A 679-nucleotide genomic window follows, 5' to 3' on the forward strand; every position below is an offset into this window, starting at 1 on the left:
TGCGCGTGCAGCAAGCTTCGCGACAGTTGTCGTTTTTCCGACGCCTGTAGGGCCAAGCAATGCAACCACACCACCACGTTTTAAAATATCTTGTTTTGGTATGTTAATTTGATCCGCAACGAGTGACAGCAACGCCTTCCACGCACGTGCAGGCTTGGTGTCTTCTGGGATGTAACATGCCATTTGGTCTGCAAGCTCAGGAGACACGCCCATACGCTCTAAGCGTTTGATAAGCATGGCTCTTAATGGCTCACGACGTTCCACTTCTTGCCACATTAAACCGGAGACTTGATGTTCCAGCAGACGACGAATCGAAGTCATCTCTTCGCGCATGTTCTCCAGCTCTTTTGCTGACTCGTCACGCTCTTCAGAGGATGGGCGACGACGGTCATAGCGCGTAGGATCTAACTTCGGCGTTGGTCGCTCAAAACGGTTATCTTGAGCAATCAATTTCGCCAAAGGAGAGTCCGGCTGGTATGGCACGGGCTTTTCTTGGTTGTAGCTTTCGCGGTGCTTATTTTGGCGTTGCAATAGGGCTGATAACGAATCTTCGTTTTCCGCAACATGATCGTCAGATTCTGCTGCGCCACCACTGTATTGCTTCAGCATGTTCGCGAATCGCTGTGTCATCGAGCCTGATTTTTCTTTGCTGTTTTGTAGGCTAATTTTATCTTCATCT

Annotated in this window: 1 pseudogene; it reads right to left on the reverse strand. The window is 49.3% G+C overall.

Features of this window, described 5'->3' with window-relative positions:
- Positions 1–679, reverse strand: a pseudogene (locus tag R7O13_RS27380) (flagellar biosynthesis protein FlhF); the annotation flags it as partial.

The organism is Vibrio sp. Y176, from assembly GCF_033438945.1.